This window comes from Streptomyces sp. T028, assembly GCF_048159505.1.
GTDB lineage: Bacteria > Actinomycetota > Actinomycetes > Streptomycetales > Streptomycetaceae > Streptomyces.
This window is the reverse complement of record NZ_JBLRVZ010000058.1, coordinates 1-16,910: the sequence shown is the minus strand read 5'-3', so window position 1 is coordinate 16,910 and position 16,910 is coordinate 1. Positions and strand designations below refer to the sequence as shown.

At 72.5% G+C, this 16,910-nt stretch carries 15 protein-coding genes; 9 read left to right on the top strand and 6 right to left on the bottom strand.

All coding sequences use genetic code 11. The annotated features are described in order from the left end of the window. Positions 1-114: 114 nt before the first annotated feature. Positions 115-1,230, bottom strand: a complete 1,116-nt coding sequence (locus ACLZN2_RS43865) for an alpha/beta hydrolase-fold protein (protein WP_416985396.1) — start codon at positions 1,228-1,230, stop codon at positions 115-117. A gap of 94 nt (positions 1,231-1,324) precedes the next feature. Here ACLZN2_RS43865 and ACLZN2_RS43860 point away from each other — a divergent pair, with 94 nt between their 5' ends. Together ACLZN2_RS43860 and ACLZN2_RS43855 are read left to right on the top strand one after the other, a co-directional pair. Beyond that, positions 1,325-1,537, top strand: a complete 213-nt coding sequence (locus tag ACLZN2_RS43860) for an MbtH family protein (protein WP_416985395.1) — start codon at positions 1,325-1,327, stop codon at positions 1,535-1,537. A gap of 12 nt (positions 1,538-1,549) precedes the next feature. Continuing rightward, positions 1,550-2,068 carry a GNAT family N-acetyltransferase gene (locus ACLZN2_RS43855; protein ID WP_416985394.1) on the top strand — a complete coding sequence of 173 codons (519 nt, stop codon included), beginning with the start codon at positions 1,550-1,552 and terminating at the stop codon, positions 2,066-2,068. A 42-nt stretch (positions 2,069-2,110) separates the two neighbouring features. Here ACLZN2_RS43855 and argB read toward each other — a convergent pair whose 3' ends face one another. Next, on the bottom strand, positions 2,111-2,953 hold the full coding sequence (gene argB / locus ACLZN2_RS43850; RefSeq protein ID WP_416985393.1) for an acetylglutamate kinase: 843 nt from the start codon (positions 2,951-2,953) through the stop codon (positions 2,111-2,113). 118 nt (positions 2,954-3,071) lie between these two features. Next, entirely contained in the window at positions 3,072-4,412 is a 1,341-nt protein-coding gene (locus ACLZN2_RS43845) for a jacalin-like lectin (RefSeq protein ID WP_416985392.1), read from the bottom strand. A 237-nt stretch (positions 4,413-4,649) separates the two neighbouring features. Between ACLZN2_RS43845 and ACLZN2_RS43840 the strand changes: the two genes are divergently transcribed. The 5 genes from ACLZN2_RS43840 to ACLZN2_RS43820 all read left to right on the top strand — a co-directional run bounded on the left by ACLZN2_RS43840 (position 4,650) and on the right by ACLZN2_RS43820 (position 12,224). Next, the gene (locus tag ACLZN2_RS43840; protein ID WP_416985391.1) at positions 4,650-6,350 is read left to right on the top strand and encodes a S1 family peptidase; all 1,701 of its coding nucleotides are present in this window, start codon (positions 4,650-4,652) and stop codon (positions 6,348-6,350) included. A 4-nt stretch (positions 6,351-6,354) separates the two neighbouring features. After that, positions 6,355-8,505 (top strand): tetratricopeptide repeat protein, encoded by a 2,151-nt coding sequence (locus tag ACLZN2_RS43835; protein ID WP_416985390.1) that lies wholly within the window; start codon positions 6,355-6,357, stop codon positions 8,503-8,505. A gap of 109 nt (positions 8,506-8,614) precedes the next feature. Continuing rightward, the gene (locus ACLZN2_RS43830) at positions 8,615-10,030 is read left to right on the top strand and encodes a vWA domain-containing protein (RefSeq protein WP_416985389.1); all 1,416 of its coding nucleotides are present in this window, start codon (positions 8,615-8,617) and stop codon (positions 10,028-10,030) included. Beyond that, positions 10,027-10,989, top strand: a complete 963-nt coding sequence (locus ACLZN2_RS43825; protein WP_416985388.1) for a hypothetical protein — start codon at positions 10,027-10,029, stop codon at positions 10,987-10,989. Before ACLZN2_RS43830 ends, ACLZN2_RS43825 begins: the two co-directional genes overlap by 4 nt. Then, entirely contained in the window at positions 10,986-12,224 is a 1,239-nt protein-coding gene (locus ACLZN2_RS43820; protein ID WP_416985387.1) for an extracellular solute-binding protein, read from the top strand. Before ACLZN2_RS43825 ends, ACLZN2_RS43820 begins: the two co-directional genes overlap by 4 nt. A 28-nt stretch (positions 12,225-12,252) precedes the next feature. Here the strand turns inward: ACLZN2_RS43820 and ACLZN2_RS43815 are convergent, their stop codons facing one another. Then, on the bottom strand, positions 12,253-12,546 hold the full coding sequence (locus ACLZN2_RS43815) for a hypothetical protein (RefSeq protein ID WP_416985386.1): 294 nt from the start codon (positions 12,544-12,546) through the stop codon (positions 12,253-12,255). 144 nt (positions 12,547-12,690) lie between these two features. Then, positions 12,691-13,782, bottom strand: a complete 1,092-nt coding sequence (locus tag ACLZN2_RS43810; protein WP_416985385.1) for a GNAT family N-acetyltransferase — start codon at positions 13,780-13,782, stop codon at positions 12,691-12,693. Positions 13,783-14,003: 221 nt separating this feature from the next. Here ACLZN2_RS43810 and ACLZN2_RS43805 point away from each other — a divergent pair, with 221 nt between their 5' ends. After that, a complete protein-coding gene (locus ACLZN2_RS43805; RefSeq protein WP_416985384.1) occupies positions 14,004-14,501 on the top strand; it encodes an EVE domain-containing protein in 498 nt (165 codons plus the stop codon). A gap of 82 nt (positions 14,502-14,583) precedes the next feature. Next, positions 14,584-15,903 (top strand): hypothetical protein, encoded by a 1,320-nt coding sequence (locus ACLZN2_RS43800; RefSeq protein ID WP_416985383.1) that lies wholly within the window; start codon positions 14,584-14,586, stop codon positions 15,901-15,903. A gap of 35 nt (positions 15,904-15,938) precedes the next feature. Here the strand turns inward: ACLZN2_RS43800 and ACLZN2_RS43795 are convergent. Beyond that, the coding region (locus ACLZN2_RS43795) for an RNA-guided endonuclease InsQ/TnpB family protein (protein ID WP_416985382.1) at positions 15,939-16,910 on the bottom strand (972 nt) is incomplete at its 5' end.

Here is a 16,910-nt window from a genome sequence, read left to right as displayed (position 1 = left end):
GGCGCGGGGCTGTGCCGATCCGCGGCTCCGCCGCGATGGGGTCCCCCCCGCCCGAGCGAAGCCGAGAGTGGGGAGCGACCGGCCCCCACCGGCCCGCAGATGACCACGCTCCTCCTAGCTGAGCCGGCCGAGCGCCAGCGTCCACGCGACATCCCTGAGCAGGGCGTGCCGCCACCCCGCGCGGTCGTGGTCGGAAGCCGACCTTGACACCCGCACGGTGGCGCCGGCCTGTTCGGTCAGCGTCTCGGTCAGCTCGCAGTGGGGCAGCATCCGCGTCTCGTGTTCCCCGACGTCGAACGCGATCCGCAGGCCGGACAGGTCGGGCCGCTCGCGCAGGCGTTCGGCGACGACGCCGCCGACCGGTCCTCCCAACGGGTCGGTGAGGTCCATGGCGTCGGGCGTCCACCAGAACGACCCCGACTGGCAGGCGACGCGGGACACCAGCTCCGGGAACTCCAGTGCCGCGTACAGGGCGCTCAGCCCGCCGAGGCTCTGCCCGGCGACCACCAGCCGCTCCAGGTCGGCGGGTACGCCGGACTCCGCGACCAGCGGCAGCAGTTCGTCGCGGACCGCCTCCCACAGCTCGGGCCGGCACACGAACTCGGCCGCCCTGTCCCGGGCCGGGAGGAAGACGAGGGTGACGGGGGGCATCTCGCCACTGGCGACGGCCGAGTCGAACGCGGTCATGGCCGGGTGCAGATACAGCCAGTCGTCCCCGTCGAGGAGCAGGACGACCGGTCCGCCGCCGCCCGCCGGGTGGACCCGGACGGTACGCCGTCCGCCGAGCCGTGCACTGGCCCAGCGGATCCTGGTGAGCGGCACGGGCAGGACGGCGTCGGCACCGACGGCGGGCCAGTGCGGCTGGGGCGGGGCGTCCGGCGTGGCGGCGATGGACCGGTCACCGCCCGCGCCGACCGGGTTCAACGGGTCGGCGTACGCCGCGTCCCCCGCGAGGAACTGGTAGGTCACCCGCAGCCGCGCGGGCATGGGCACCTGTGCGTACCAGCAGTCCGAGTCGCCCCACCGGCACAGCGGCACCGGCTCCGACCAGCTCTCGAAGCCGACGCTCGCCTCGGATCCGCGCCACAGGAACAGCGTCAGCCAGCCGCCGTCGCCCGAGGGGATCGACGCGGGGGTCTTCGCCGCCGCCCAGAACCCGTCGGTGCCGGGTGTGCCGGACAGCCCGAACTCGGCGAACCCGTCTGTCATTTCGGCCGCGAGACCCCGCATGGACGTCTCCTTGTGAGAGGGGAGGGGAGAGGCTAGGCTCAATTCTGATTAGGCGAGGCTAACCTAATCTTGACCTTTGTGGGAGGCACTCAGCATGAGCACCAACCCCTTCGACGACGCCGAAGGCCGTTTCCTGGTCCTGGTGAACGACGAGGGCCAGCACTCGCTCTGGCCGTCCTTCGCCGAGGTGCCCGGAGGGTGGACGACCGTCTTCGACGAGAACACCCGGGACGCGTGCCTGGAGTACATCGAGGCGCACTGGACCGACCTGCGGCCCCGGTCCCTCGCCACGTCCATGGACGCGTGAGGGCGCCAGGCCTTGACCACGGCTCCGCCGCACTCCGTCCTGACGCACGCGCTCCCGTCGGCGGCACCTGCGACACCGCTCGTACGCACCGCGTGCCGCGAGGACGCCCCCGCCCTCGCCGTCCTGTCGCGTCCGTTCGTGCGCTCGGGGGCGCTGCGCGAGCGGCCCCTTTCGCTGTACGTGGCCCACGCGGCCGACTTCCTGGTGGTGGAGGCCCTCGACGGCACCCTTGTGGGATGTCTGGGCCTGCGGGTCCACCCGGACGACGACCGCGGCCCGGCGGGCGTGCTGTACAACTTCTGCGTGGCCCGGCACCTGCAGGGAGGCGGAACCGGAGCGCGCCTTCTGCGGGCGGCCCTGGCCACCGCCCGCGCGCTGTCGCTGGGCGCCCTGTTCACGGCGACGACCGGTGGTGGCGGCCTCTTCCTGCGCCACGGGTTCACGCCGACGAGCCCGCGTCCGGCGCCTGCCGAATGGGTGAGGTCGCTGGACCCGCGGCGCAACGCGCGCGTCCTCGCCCGGGAGCTGTAGACGTATCCGGGCGGGCTCCCGCCGTCCTGCGTCCTCGCGGGCTCACCCGCCCGCCGGCTGCGGACCGTCGTTCGGAACCACGGTCGTTCCGGTCCTCTCCTCGCCGAGGACGCCCCGCAGCAGCGCGTGCGGCACCCGGCCGTCGAGCACCTGAGCCCTGTGCACGCCGGCCCGGACGGCCCGCAGGCAGCCCTCCATCTTCGGCAGCATCCCGGTCGCCAACTCAGGTAACAAAGCTTCCAGTTGATCGGCCGTCAGGCACTCGATCACCTCGGTGCCGTGCGGCCAGTCGGCGTACAGCCCCGCCACATCGGTGAGCACCACCAGACGGGCGGCGCCGAGGGCCGCGGCCAGCGCCGACGCGGCGAGGTCCGCGTTGATGTTGTAGACCTGTCCGTCCTCGCCGCGTGCCACGGGGGAGACCACGGGGATGTGTCCCTGCTCCAGGAGCGCCCGCACCGCGCCCGGGTTCACGTCGACGATGTCGCCGACCAGACCGATGTCCACCGGACGGCCGTCCACCCGGGCCGCCCGGCGCACGGCGGTCATCGTGTGCGCGTCCTCGCCCGTGAGGCCCACGGCGAAGGGTCCGTGGGCGTTGATGTGCCCGACCAGGTCCCGCTGGACCCTGCCCGTCAGCACCATGCGCACCACGTCCATGGTCTCGGGGGTGGTGACCCTGAGGCCCGCCTCGAAGCGGCTCTCCAGGCCGAGACGGTCGAGCATCGCGCTGATCTGCGGGCCCCCGCCGTGGACGACGACCGGGCGCAGGCCCGCGTGCCAGAGCTCCACGACATCCCGGGCGAAGGCCAGTTGGAGGTCGCCGTCCACCATGGCGTTGCCGCCGTACTTGACGACGACCAAGTCGGTGCTCGGCGAACCCATGGGCGAATCCCTCCCCTGGCGGCGTGCCGCACGGATCTGAACCCAAGATTTCGTTAGCTTAGCCTACCCTAATTTTCCGGGGGGCCGTGGGGGATTCCCCACGGCCCCGTGTGGTGGGTCAGCGCTGGGTGTAGATGAAGCCGACCTTGTCGACCTCGTCGCCGGAGCGGCCGTGGAATCCGGCGATCTGCCAGCCGCTCGGGGCGGTGCGCGTCACGCAGTCGGAGGTCGTGGTGCCGCCGGCCAGGGTGCGGCCGAGGTTCGTCGTGAACTTGGCGTAGAAGATCCGCGTGTGGCCGTCCTTCTGGGCCTGGCACAGGTAGGCCGTCGTCACGTACTCGCCGCTGCCGAGCGTCAGCGAGGACGCGGTGCCGCCGGTCCCGCCGTGGGCGAGGGTGGTGCCGTTGGACAGGGTCACGCTCAGCCGGTCGACGCGCGAGCCCGCCCGCAGCGCGATGGTGGAGGCACGGGCGCCGGCCGGAACGCTGTCGATGTCGTTGTAGTAGTCGCCGTGCGGGCCGCCGAACTGGTCGCTGAGCTGGAAGGCGGAGTTGCGCGACCAGGTGAACCCGGCGGTGATCGGGTCGTGGTCGGAGAGCATCAGCCCGTCGCTGGTGAGGAACTTGGCGTGCTCGTTGTTGTACGACGTGGCGTTCAGCGAGACGAGTTTGCTGCCCCGGTAGAGGATCTTGTCGACGACCTCGCAGGTGTTGGGGACCGTGGCCCCCGACTGGTCGCAGACCAGCGCGTCACTGCCCTTGGCGGGCGCGGAGCCGCCGCGGATCAGCTGGACCCAGGGGTCCGTGAGGCCGTTGGCGGCGGCGAACTCGGCGATGGTGTCGCCGGCGCGGGTGTAGCGCGTGTTGGTGTCGCCCATGACCACGACCGCGTTCCCGGCCGAGTGGGTCGAGATGAACTCGGTGAGCTGGCTGAGGTTGTCGGCGCGGGCCGCCAGGTCGTCGTCGTTGGTGCCCGCGTTGGTGTGCAGGTTGTAGAAGTCGACGTACACCCCCTCGGCGAGGCGCTCCCGCATGAAGGTGAAGCCCTTGGGGGTCAGGCAGTCCCCCGAGCCGTACGTGCAGGTGTCCCAGCCCACCCGCTCGAAGTCGTCCTCGTCGTAGGGGACCTTCGACAGCGTGTTGAGCCCGCTGCCGATGCCGGCGCCGCCGCTGGTGGGGGTGCGGTAGGCGTGCGCGGTGTCCGCCGCGTACAGGTAGGCGTGGTAGTTGAAGTCCTCCTGCGCGTGGACGATGTCGTACGGCGCGATCCGCTCGCCGATGGTGGTCGTGCTGGACTCGCGCGGCGTCGGCGCGCTGGAGATGGCCTCGGGCAGTCCCGCCACGTTGTAGCTGAGGACGCTGAAGGTGCCCGAGTCGGCGGCCGCGGCCGGCGGAGCGGCCACGGCGAGCCCACCGAGAACGGCGGCCGTCGCCGCCAGGCAGGCGAGGAGTCTGCGCATGGGGAGTGTCTCCTGGGGGGGAAAGCGGTTGCGAACTTGAATATGACGGAAGTTACCGCTGGTTACCACAGGCGTGTCCAGAGTTCGCGCGCTCTTTCGGAGGAGTCGCCGACCGTACACGGACGATTCGGATTCCCGTCACGGAACATGAGCGGTGTGCGTGCCGCCCGAGGGAGAACCGCACGTCCTCGGCTACAAGTCGGGCGCATGGGACGGAAGTTGCCATACTGTGGAGGCATGGCGCTGCATCACCACAGCGAGAATCCGTGGCGGGTGAGGGTGGACGACGAGCGGGGACATCCCTGCGGTGCCGGGGTGCTGCTCGACGACCGGCATGTGCTGACCTGTGCGCATGTCGTCCGGCAGGCCGGGGCGCAGCCGCAGGGCGTCGCCGACGGGGTGCGGATCAAGAGCGTGGCGTGCGGTCCGGAATGGACGCGCGGCGCGCGTGTGGTCCCCGGAACGTGGGTGTACGCGAACGGCACCCGGCGCGGCGACGTGGCGCTGCTCGCCCTCGACACCCCCGTCGACTGCGGCACCAGGACCACGCTGTGGAAGGCGCCCATATCCGGCGGCAGGGTGCGGATGTACGGCTTCCCGCAGGCCGAGCCGTACGGCATCTGGACGGAGGCGGAGCTGGCGGGATCCGGCGGGCGCCAGGGCGAATGGGGGCTGCTCCGGCGGATACGCGCCGGCGACCCGTGGATCGAGCCCGGCTATTCGGGCGCCGGAGTGGTGGCGCTCGACGGCGAACACCGGGGGAGCGTCATCGGCATCGTGGTCGCCGACCACGTCAACGGCGACGCCAGGGCGGCCTGGATCCTGCCGACCGAGACTCTGCTGACCTACCTGCCGGACATCGACGGGTTCACCGGCGGGCACCGCGCCGACGAACTGGGACCGTCCGGCGCCGAGTTGCCCAGGGACGTGCTGGGCGATCCGCTGCGGCTCGCCCTCACCCAGGAACTCGCCCGGCTCCTCGACGGCGACTGGTGCGGCACCGTCGTCGTCGGCACGGACGCCTCGGTCGGCGCGGGCTCCTCATGGCTGGTGCGTCTCGTGCGCACCGCCGATCCCGCCGCCCGGGCGACCGTGACCGACGCCGAGCTGACCGGCGCCCCCCGGGACACCGTCCTGGGGATCGGGTCCATCGACGCGGCCTACGACGCCTGCGGCCGATCGGTCGCCGAGGTCCGCGACTATCTGCTGGGCCGGTTCGGGCTCCGCGCCGCGAACGACCGTGAGGCGGTGCGCCGGCTGGTGCGCCGCCGCCCGCCCGCCTGCCTGGTGGTGGGCCGTGTCGACCGTGCCGCCGACCCCGGCGCACTCCTGCGGGACCTGCTGGAGCCGCTGGCCCGCCACGCCCGCTCACGGGGCCTGCGCCTCGTCCTCGGTTTCGAGGACCGGCCACCCGCCGACCTCGCCCATGACGTGACCCTCGACCCCGCACCGGTCGGCGGGTCCGCCTTCAGACGCGTGAGCTCCGCGGAGGTCCAGACGGTCGTCGGGCAACTCGCCGCCGAGGAGGAGGCCGCGGCCCGGCTGCGCACCCAGTGGGGCGAGAAGTTCTTCGCCGCACCACGGTTGCCGCACAGCGTCGCGCCCCGGCTGCGGGTCCGCCTCGCCGTGGCCCGGACCACGGAACCGAACCCCGAACTCAGCGCGGTTCACGACCGCGCCGCGGCGGCCCGGACCGAGGTCGCCCGGTTCGACCGCGCCCTGCGGCGGCTCGTCGAGAACCACGACGACCTCACCACCAGCCTGGAACTCCACCGCGTACGCGCCGCACGGTTCTTCGGCGACGAGGACCGGCGGCTCGCCGAGCTCCACGCCCCCGCCGCCCGGGCGCTGCAGACCGTCCCGATCGACCTCACGGCCGCCCGCACGCTCGTCAGGCAGTACACCGACGAGGTCAACCGCAGGATCGAAGGAGGGTGACGCCGTGCCGAGGTGCAACCGCCCCGACTGCGGTCCGGTCGAGATCGACGAGCAGGGGTTCTGCCCGGAATGCGACCGGCAACCGCTGCCGCTGCCGTTGCCACCGCCGCAGGAACGTTCCGTGCCCCGGACCGCCGCGGCCGGCCCCGCACCGGGGGCCGGCGTCGGCGTGGCGCAGGTACGCCCCGACCCCTGGTACGGCCTCGGCCTCGTCGACTCCGACCACGCGCCCGACCCCCCGGACGAACGGCCTCCCACGGCCGGCCCCCTCGCCGAGGAGCACCGCTTCTGCCTGAACCCCGTGTGCGCCCGACCGGTCGGCAGGGGCCAGAACGGCGAGCCGGGCCGGACCACCGGGTTCTGCGCCCGCTGCGGCACCCGCTTCGACTTCGCCGAGCCCCAGGGCCTCACCATCGCCGGCCGCTACGACGTCGAGCGCCTCCTCGACTCGGGGGCGTACGGGACGGCGTACCTCGTCCACGACCGGAACCTCGAGACACGGGTCGTCCTCAAGGCCCTGCGCAGGTCCGTGGCCAGGACGGCCGAGCACGAGCGGGACGTCCTGGTGGGCCTGAGGCACGACAGCATCGTCCGCATCCTCGGCTACGAACCGGAAGGCCCGCACCTGGTGCTCGAGTACGTCCCGGGAGCCCCCCTGTGCGCACGGGAGAGCGACCGGCTGGAGATCCTGCTCGCGCACGGCCTGCGCATCCTCCAGGCGCTCGACTACCTGCACGCCAGAGGCCTGTTGCACTGCGACGTCAAACCCCTGAACATCATCCGGTTCAGGGAGGAGGGATCCGCGGGCTCCGCCCGGCCGCTCGACCGGGTGCGCCTCATCGACTTCGGGGCGGTGCGCTCCCAGGAGGAGGCCGGACCGGTCGTGGCGTACACCGAGGCGTACGCGCCCCCGGAGGACGATCCCGAACACCTCGCGCCCGGCGCCGGCTTCGACCTGTACGGACTCGGCAGAACCCTGGAAGAGGTGTGTGCCACCTACGGCACCGACCGTGCGGCACCCGGTGTCGACTCGCTCATGCTGCTCCTCGAACGCGCCACGGACACCGTGGTGCCCCGGCGGCGGTTCGTCTCGGCCCGGCAGTTCGGGGAACAGCTCAGCGGGGTGATCCGGCAGATCGTGGCGGCGCCGCCGACCCGCCGTCAGGTGACCCGTCCGTCGGCGCTGTTCGGCCCGATGACCGAACCGCTGCACGGCGGACTGGGCGCGGCCCGCCCGCTCGACCACTGGGTCCGGGCGGCGGTGGCCGGGGACGCGCTGCTGACGATGCCCGCACCGTTCGCCTGTCCCGGTCCACGGGAGGTCGCTGCGGCGCTCCCGACCCCGCTCTCCGATCCGGACGATCCCCGTATCGGCGACACGGCCGGCAACGCGCTGGCCGAGAGCAGGCTCGCCCTGCGCCGCGACGACGTGCCCCTGGCCACCCGGGCGCTCGCCCGGGCGGGCCTGCCCGACTGGCACTGGCTGCACTCCTGGTACTCCGGTCTCCTCGCGCTGGCCCGCGACGACGTGCCCAGAGCCGTCGGCCACCTCACCGAGGTCCGCCGGAGCCTGCCGGGCGAACTGATCCCGCAGCTCGCGCTCGGCCTGTGCGCCGAGATCCAGGGCGACCAGGAGGTCGCCCGCTCCCACTACGGCACGGTCTTCGACACCACCCCCGCGCTCGGCGCGGCCGGCTTCGGGCTGGCCCGCGTGCACCTGACGGCCGGCCGGCGCGCGGAAGCGGTGGCCACCGCCGAGCGGCTGACCCAGGAGTTCCGCTACGAGCGCGAGGCGGGCGTCGCGGTCGTACGCCTGCTCATCACCCCCCTCGCGCCGTCGCCCGACACCGCGCCGACGGAGGAGCACCTGGCCGGGTCCCGTGCGGCGCTCGACGGCCTCCACACGGACGACGCCGTGACCACCGCCCTGCGCGCCGAGATCCAGTACGCCGAATTCCTGCGCACCCACGACCGGCTGAGGCTGTCCGAAGCGGTCCGGGAGCTCGGCGCGCACGCCTCCACCGAGCACCAGTACGTGGCACTGGTGGACCTGGCGAACCGGCTGCGCCCGGTGCTGGAGTGGAGGTGGCCACGGCGTCGCAGCCGAACCGGTCATTCCCGTTTCGCGGCAACGCCCGACACGCTACGCTCCTAGTCCGCTACGCAGAGGACACGCAGAGGACACGCAGCGACACACGGGACGCAGTCGGGTGATGCCGGTGGGGGACAGGCCGCCCTTAACGGGGCTCAGTTTCGAAGTCGACGTGGACGCACCGTCCGACCTGGCCTACGACGAGACACGCGCGGACGCCCTCGTCACCGTCAGGGCACACCCCACCGCCCAGCCACCGCCCAGCACGCCGACGGCCGAGATCCTCATCATGGACAAGTCACTGTCCATGGCCGGGCGCGGCAAGCTGGACGAGGCGAAACGCGCGATGTGCGCGGCCGTCGACACCCTGCGCGACGGAACCCTCCTGGGGGTCGTCGCGGGCAACCACAAGGCGAACGTCGTCTACCCGGCCACGGGCGGCCTCGCCACCGTCGACGCCGCGGCCAGACAGGAGGCCAAGCGCCGGATCGCCGCCCAGCTCGCCGAGGGCGGAACGGCGATCGGGCAGTGGCTGGCCTGCGCCGACCGGCTGTTCGCGGCGGCGGCCTCCCCGGGCACGGTGCGCCACGCGGTGCTCTACACGGACGGCAAGGACGAGCACGAGACGCCCGAGCAGCTGGACGCCGTGCTCGCGGCCTGCACCGACCGGTTCGTGTGCGACGCGCGGGGACTCGGCGAGGACTGGAACTACGCCGAACTGCTGCGGATCACCCAGGCACTGCACGGCAGCGCCGAGGCTGTCGTCACCGTCTCCGACCTCACCGAGGACTTCACCCGCATCATGCGGCAGGCCCAGCACATCGTCGTGGCCCGCGTCTACCTGGGCCTGCGCCTCAACCACCGGTTCCGGCTGGGCTTCGTACGCCAGACCCGCCCCGTGGAGGCCGAACTGACGGCCCGCCCGCACGCCGACGGCGAGTTGCACGTCCCGCTCGGCGCGTGGCCGCCGGAGACCCGCCAGTACCAGGTGTCACTGCGCTTCGACCCCGGCACACTGACCGTCGACGAGGACCTGCGCGCCGCCCGCATCACCCTGCACACCGAACAGGGCGACGGCACCCGCGTGCCGTGCGCCGAGCCCCGGGCCATGGTCGTACGACGGCGGTCGACACCCGGGTTCGGGATCCCGCCGTCGGCCGATCTCACCCGGGTCGAGAACGAGCACGAGCTGGGCATGGCGATGCGGGCCTGCGCCGACGCCCAGCAGCGGGGCGACTTCGCACGCGCGGACCGGGAGCTGCGCACCGCGATGGGACTCGCCGAGGACCTCCGGGACACCGCGCGCATGCGGTTGCTGCGCTCGGTGTCGGTCACCGGCCCGGACGGCAGGCCACAGGTGCGCCGCGACGCCGCACGCGGGGAGATGCAGCGACTCGGACTCCGGTCGACCAGGACGACGGCCCCGCCGGCCGACGCGGCCGAACTCCCGCCCGCCGAGGGCACGTCCACGCGCAGCTGCCCGCGGTGCGGTGCGACGACTTCGGCCCCCTCCGCGAGGTTCTGCGAGGAGTGCGGCGGCCGCTTCGGCGACGCGGCGCCGGGCGACGCGCCGGAGGACGCCTCGTGAGCGCCACGGCCGTCGGGCCCGGCCCGTCCCCTCGGGGGACGGCGAACCGCTGGAGAGCCCGCGCCCGCGCGATCCACCCGGTGAGGCTGCTGCGGTGGCTCAGAGCGGGCGTGATCGCCATGGTGCCGGCCACGGCACTGATGTTCCTGCTGGTGTCGACGCAGGCCGGCGACCAGCTGGCGGCCGCGAGACGCACCGAGGACGCCATCGCGGAGATCGCCCGGGCCCGCGGCACGGTCGCCGCGGCGGACGAGGCGCTCGCGAAGGCCGCCGGCACCGGCCAGGTCACCCTGATCAGCACGGGCACGGAGTTCGCCAACGACACCGCGCGCGTGAACTCCCTCGTCACCTCGGCGGCCGAGGGCAACGCGGCCGGCAGCCGGGGACGGGCCCAGTTCCAGTTCGTCCAGGGGCAGCTGACGACCTGTGTGCAGCTGGCCAACACAGCGGTGCGCGACTACGCCCGCAGCGGCCGGGCCGGCCTGACCTCCGCCCGCCAGGCGCTGACCGCCCCCCGCGCGAAGGAGCCGGACACGGGCGCCCCCATCCCCGGCACGGGCGGTCTCACCGCGTCGCTCACCGACCTCGAGGACATGCAGCGCCGGGCCCTCGACCTCCAGCGCCGGTCCTCCTGGCTCGACCCCGCCCGCGTCTGGTCCCTGCTCGTCGGACCGGCGGCCGCCATGTTCCTCGGCGTCCTCCTGACCGGCTGGGTGATCGCCCGTCATTTCCGCCGCCATACCGGCCCCTGGCTGGTGATCGCGCCGGCGGCCACCGCGGGGGTCGGGATCACCACGAGTGTGCTGTGCCGGTACGACGCGCAGGCGTTGGGCCGGGATCCGCTGGTCGGGCACTGGATGACGACGACCCTCGCGCTGGGGCTGCTCGCGGCCGCCGGGGTGCTCGCCTACCTGGGCTATCGTCCCCGCCTCGCCGAGTACAGGTTCCCCCGGTCATGACACGGGCTCCGAGAAGGCTGACGGCCCTGATCACGCGCTGCGTCCTCGCCCTGGGGCTGCTCCTCGCCGCGGCCGGCTGCGGCGGTGGGCCCGGGCACGGCAGGGTGACGATCATGATTCCCTGGTCCGGCAACGAGTTCCGGGCGTTCCACACGCTCGTCAGGTCCTTCGAGGACGACACCGGCATCCAGGTGGACGTCCAGGTCACCCGGGCCCTCACCCAGCAGCTGGACGCCGCGGTCGCGGCCGGGGCGCCGCCGGACCTCGCCATGCTGCCGAGCGTCGGAGCCATCTACAAGTACGCCGACAGGGACGAGGAGAAGGCCAGGAAGCTGCAACCGCTCAACGTCCCCACGAGCACCTATCTGGAGCCGTTCCGGGGGCTGGCGGAGGTGCGGGGCCAGGTCTACGCGGTGCCCGCCAAAGTGGACGTCAAGAGCCTCGTCTGGTTCGACCCCACGGTGACCGAGCGGCCGTCACCGGCCTCCCTGCGCACGTCCGGGCAGTGGTGCCTGGGCCTGGAGTCCGGCCCCACCTCCGGCTGGCCGGGCGCCGACTGGATCGCCGACATCCTGCTCGCCCAGGGCGGCGACGCCTACGAGCGGTGGCTCTCCGGCAGCCTGAGCTGGAACTCGGGCCCGCTCAAAGAGGCATGGACCACCTGGCGGAACCTCGTCGGGACCGCCGCCGAGGCCGCGGCCGTCCGGAACTTCGGCGAGGCGGCCGCGGGAATGACCACGGAGCCCCGCACCTGCTCCCTCGCGCACGGCGCGCTGTCCGCCATGGGCTTCGAGGAGGGGCAGAGCTACGACTTCACGACGTACTCCCCGACCCGCCGGCTGGAGGTCTCGGCCGACTTCGTCGGCATGTTCACCGACGACAACCCGGACGCCGAGACGTTCATCGCCTACCTCGCGGGAACCCGGGCCCAGCAGACCTGGGTGAACCAGGGGGCAGGGGCCGCGTTCTCCGCCGACGGCCAGGTCACCTACGGCACCACCGTGCAGCGGCGGATAGCCGGCATGCTCCGGCCCGGCTCCGGCCACACGCTCTGCTTCGGCGCCGCCGACGCGATGACCCCGGACGTCTCGGCCGCCTTCTACCGGGCCGTCCTCGACTACGCGACCGACGGTACGAAGGACCCCACCCGTCTCCTGGACGCCCTCGACGACGTCCAGAAGAAGCTCGGCGACTCGCCCGTTCCCACCGGCAAGCTCTGCACCGACCCGACCTGACGCCCGCCCGGGGACATGACACAGGCTCTCAGCCCGCGCCTCTCCCGTACCGCGCGATGATCCGTGCCGCGCCCCGCTCGGCCAGGGCGCGGCGCCGGCCCCAGCGCGAGCGCCGTACGACGGTCCGCGGCCGCGGGTCCGGCGGCGGGGCCGCCAGCTCGGCGAGACGGCCGGCGGCGCGGGACAGTTCCGTCCGCAGCCGTCGGCGCCGCGCGGGCGAACCGGCCCTCAGCATCGCGGCGTAGAGCCCCTCGACCTCGGCCAGCGCCGCACCGAGCCGCAGGTTCGCCTCACGTACTCGCCGAATGTCCTCGCGCGGCATGGACGCCCCTCCTCCCCGACAGCGTGGCCCGATCCCGTGCACCGAGACGTGCGCAACACCGCAGGCTTCCTACCCCGTCCGAGGCGACGGCACGTCACACCGGGCGGGAAGCGCGGAGATCGCCCCGCCACGACCCGACGCCGGTCATCCGTGACGCAGCGTTCCCACGGTCCTGAGGGCGCTCACCGCCGCGTGCTTCAGGGCGGGGTGGGTGCGTACCAGATGGTGTGCGGCGCGCACGGGCTCGTGGCGGAGCCAGTGCAGGGCGGCGGCGGGGCCGGCCGTACGCAGGGCTCCCTCGTGGACCAGGAGGTCTCCGGTCTTGAACGAGTTCTTGTACGGGGCGTCGCCCCGGCCGAAGTCCACCAGCCGGATCCCGGACTCGGCGGCGGCCTCGATCATGCGCAGATAGAGGATGCGGCCCGGCGAGTAGGTGGCGAGGGCCCGGTCGTACGAGGGGAACCAGCAGGAGAGGACCGTGCGGGAGCGGAGGCCGAAGTGGGCGGCGACGGGGCGGCCGGCCGCGTAGAGCACGGAGAGCGTGCCCGAGCAGTCCGCGGCCGTGGTTGCGGACAGCCTGTCCACGAGCCGGGCGATCCAGGGCCGGGCGAAGGGATCGCTGCGGCCGGTGCGGCGGTACTGGGCGGACTTCCAGGCGATGAGGGCACGCAGGGCCGCCGGGCTCCGGTCGTCGTGGACGAAGCGCACCGGGCCGATGTTCCGGGCGAGTCGGCGTTCCTGGGACCGTGCCGTCTTCAGGAAGCCGCGGGCGTGGGCGCGCAGATGGTGCTCGTAGTGCTCGAACCCGTGGGTGAGATCGACGACCGGGGACGCGAACTGGCCCGTCGCGTAGGGGAGGAAGAGGTCCTGGCCGCTTTCGAGGTGGTTGAACTCCCAGGTGTTCAGGGCGCAGGCGCGCATCAGCTGGTGCGGGTCCAGACGCAGGTCGGGGTCGAGGACGGCGCCCTGGCAGTCGGAGACGCCCAGGCCGACGGCTCTGCCGCAGCCCCAACGGCCCCTCTGGTACGGGAAGTAGCCGACGGTACGGCCGCCCCGCCGCAGGACCGCCACCCGGGTGTCGTGCCGCACCCGGCCGACGGCCTGGCTGAACTGGGCGCTCATGAACGGGTTGGCGGCGGTCGTGGTCGCGGTCCGCAGGTCGTTCCAGCGGGCGAGGTCTGCGGCGGTGAGATCGCCGGGGTGCACGATGGCGATACGCGGAGTGGTGGTGGTCATGGCCTGTCCATCGTCGATGAGACGCGCAGGTCAGGAACCCGGAACGGGCGAACTGCCCCATGTGAACGTTCAGCCGAGGACTCACGGGGACGGGTGAACCGCCGCGGGGAGACTCGGCCGGCCCCATGAACACCGCCGGCGAATACATGACGTCGGATGTCAGGTATGATCCTCAGGATACGGACTCGTCAGGACGACGTGCGACGACTTGAGGAGTCCCCGTGAACAGCCACCGGACCGACGTTCCCCTGGTGAGCGAAGAACCCGTCGGCAAGGAGGCCGCTCCGCCCGAGCGGGCCTGGCTCGGGGTGGTGTCGGCCGAGCATGCCCGCCTTGCGAGCCGGTACGGCTGGATCCAGCTCAACCACGGCGACCGCCGCAACCTCGCCCGGCTGCGCCGGGGTGACGGATTCGTCTTCTACTCGCCCACCGAGCGCATGGGCGACAAGGCCAAGCTGCGCGCTTTCACGGCGCTGGGGATCGTCGACGACGACGAGCCCTTTCTCGCCGACGAGGTCGTGAACATGGGCGCGAGAGGGACGCTGCGGCCCTGGCGCCGGGCCGTCGACTTCGCCGAGGTGCGCGCCGTCGACCTGCACACCCTCACCCACGACCTGGTCCTGACCCGGGAGCGGAACTGGGGGTACAGCCTGCGCTTCGGACTGCTGCCACTGCCCGTCGAGGACTTCCGGCTGCTCCGCGCCGCGATGGAGCGATGAGGACGCGCCGTTGTCGGAAGCCCGTTGTCGGAAGCCCGTTGTCGGAAGCCCGTTGTCAGTGGCCCGCAGGATGATTGGGATCATGACGTCGACTCTGACTGTGCCGATGACCCGGCCCGCCTCCCTGATGGACTCCCGTCGCGTCGATCCGGCCTCCGACGGGTGCGGGTTCGTCGCCCATCACGCCGTGGCCACGGCGGCCGGTGACACGTACGTGGTGTCAGGTGCGGGGCGCTACCGGTGGGAGGCCGAGGAGGCGACGGATCCCGGGGAACAGAACTTCGCCTGTCAGATGATCACCCGGTACGGCACCGACGGAAGGCCCGTCGCCGTGGCCCTGTACGGGCAGTCGAGGCCGGACGGTACGCCCTCGGCGGTCGAGGAGGGGAGCGAGCCGACGCTGGCGGTCCTCCCGGACGGGACCGTGGCCGTGAGTGCGAAGCCGGGAAGCACCTACCTGATCTCCTCGGACCTGAGCCGGGTCCTGGCCTCCTGGCGGATGCCCTGGGGCTGGGAGGAGGAGAAGGAGCGGAACGGCGACCCCTACGCGGCGTCGATATCCGTCACCCCCTCCGGCAGGCTGCTCTGCGTGACGTCCGAGTACGGGCTGAGCAACCTCGCCGGAGCCCACCCGAACATCGTCGCCCTCTCCGAGCCCGGCGATCCTCTCGCCCCCGGCTCCAAGGCCACGCTCCGGGCCCTCGCCACCCATGACGCGCGCACCGCCCGCCAGACCGACGCCGATCTGTACCCCCATGTCCGTTTCAAGGGCGCTCCGGTGGGCCGCGACAACCGCCCCTCGCCCTCGCTGACCGAGATCGTCTCCCAGGACGCCCACAGGGCCTACGACTATCTCGACTGCACGATGGGCCGGCCCGCGGCCCTGGGCGACGACCTGTTCGTCGTCCCCGTCTTCGGACGCATCCACCGCTCCGGCAACCGGGGCCAGGTCTTCACCTTCGCCCTCCTCGACGACCAGGGAGCGGTCCGGGGCCGTCTGGAGGGGCTCCACCGGTACGAGGACAGCCCGTTCACCGGCTTCTGCTTCACCGTGGTGGGCGATCCGTACCGCGCACGGGCCTTCCATCTCAACCGCCACGGTCTGTATGCGTGGAGCGCCGACGGCCGGCTGCGCTCCCGGATGTCCACCGACGACAAGCCGTACAAGGCGCTCACCCACTTCACCCTCCTGGAGGCCACGCCCGCCGGTGAACTCCTCCTCGCCCACCGCAGGCAGCACCTGCTGCTGCGCGTGCCGGTCCCCGAGAACCTCGACGACCTCGCCGCCGCGGTGGAGGCGGCCCTGAAGAGCTACGCCCGGGGGCGTACGGCGTGGAAGAAGGAGTACGACCCGGTCAACTGGCACTGGGTGGACGGCTCCGCCCGGGTGCACCAGCTTTGAATCCTCCCCTCCCTGAAGGGACGGGGATTCCTGGCTCAGGCTGCCTCCGGCAGCAGCGCTCCCGGAGGTCTTACACCCTCGACACCAGCCGGGTTGAGACCAGCCCGGAGGAGCATCACGCGGGCGGAGTTCTTGTCCCGAGGGGACACGGTTCCGCATGCGGTGCAGGTGTAGGTGCGTTCGGACAGTGGCTGGGGGTCCCCCCACGCCTTTAAGGCCAGTGGGGGAGCGTGCTTGGTTCTCGCTCCGCATGTTGCGCAGTCCATGGTGGTGTGCGCCGGATGGACCAGGTGCACGATGCGGCCATGCTTGCGGGCCATCTCCAGCAGGGCCTTCTTGGTGGCGCCGATGGCGGCGTCCGCCGCTTTGCGGGCCATGGTGGTACGGCTGAGGAACTTCGGGCGGAAGTCCTCGACGGCGATGGCGTCGTGGTCGGTCACTACGCGCTTGGCCCATTTCCGGGCGGTGTCCTGCCGCTGCCGGGCGATCTTCGCGTAGGTCTTCGCCCGCCACTTCCTCGCCTCGCGGTAGCCCTTCGAGGCGGGCTGACCCTTCTTCGGCCTGCGGCGGGCCATCATCCGGTCGTACCGTGAGAGCTTGTGCCGTGCCTTCTTCCCGTGCTGGGCGTGCGGGAGGTCATGCAGGCCGGACGTGGTGGTGGCGGTCTCCTTCACACCCCAGTCCACGCCGAGCACGTGGCCGGTCTCCGGCAGCGGCTGGACTTCGGCAGGGGCGACGAGGGAGCAGTACCAGTGCCCCAGCACGTCCCGGTACACGCGCACCGACGACGGGTCGGCCGGCAGGTCGCGCGACCGCACCACCGTCAGCACGATCCCGCCCGCGAGGTACAGGCGGCCGTCCGCCAGCCGGAATCCACGCTTGGTGTAGTTCAGCGTGGGCAGGGCCTCGCGCTTCTTCTTGTGCCCGGGCATCCCGGCGCGGCGGTGCATCGGCAGCCGGTCCCTGATGTCCTTCTGTGCCTTCGTACGAGACTTGCCGAAGTCGCG